Genomic DNA, 577 nt, shown 5'->3' with positions numbered 1-577 from the left:
AGACGCCGAGGATCTGCGTGAAGCGCTGGTAGGCGTCGACGCGGCTTTGTACCTGTGCGGGGTTCTTGCCGTCGCATTCGATGGAGCCGTTGATGCTGCGGATGGTCTGGCCGAATCCTGCGCTGTCGACCATGGCGTCGTGGGAGGTCATGGTGCCGGGTCCGGACTGGGTGTTCCAGTACCAGAGGCCGGTCTTCCAGGCGACGGCGGCATTGTTCTCGACCTGCCAGGGGTTGTCGAGGAGGTCGATGCCGAGGGCGTCGCCCGCGGCTTTGTAGTTGAAGTTCCAGGAGAGCTGGAGCGGTCCGCGGCCGTAGTAGGCGGCCTGTCCGGCGGGGCAGCCGTAGGGTTGGCTCCAGTCGCAGTAGGTGGGGTAGTTGGCGGTGTTCTGCTCGACGATGTAGACGAGTCCGCCGGTCTCGTGGCTGACGTTGGCGAGGAAGGCGGCGGCCTCCTGCTTCTTGACGGTGTCGCTGCCGGTGTTCGCGAAGCCGGGGTAGGCGCTCAAGGCGTCGACGAGCCCGCTGTAGGTGTAGAAGCTGTTCCGGTTCGGGAACATCTGGTTGAACTGATCCTC

General features: G+C 64.8%; 1 protein-coding gene. It reads right to left on the bottom strand.

Going from position 1 to position 577, the window contains the following annotated elements:
- Window positions 1-577, bottom strand: a 577-nt coding sequence (locus tag AQI95_RS44290) for a chitinase (RefSeq protein WP_067137167.1), incomplete at both ends; no start/stop codon positions are given.

The organism is Streptomyces yokosukanensis (assembly GCF_001514035.1).
Taxonomy (GTDB): domain Bacteria; phylum Actinomycetota; class Actinomycetes; order Streptomycetales; family Streptomycetaceae; genus Streptomyces; species Streptomyces yokosukanensis.
This window is presented reverse-complemented; position numbering and strand designations above follow the sequence as displayed.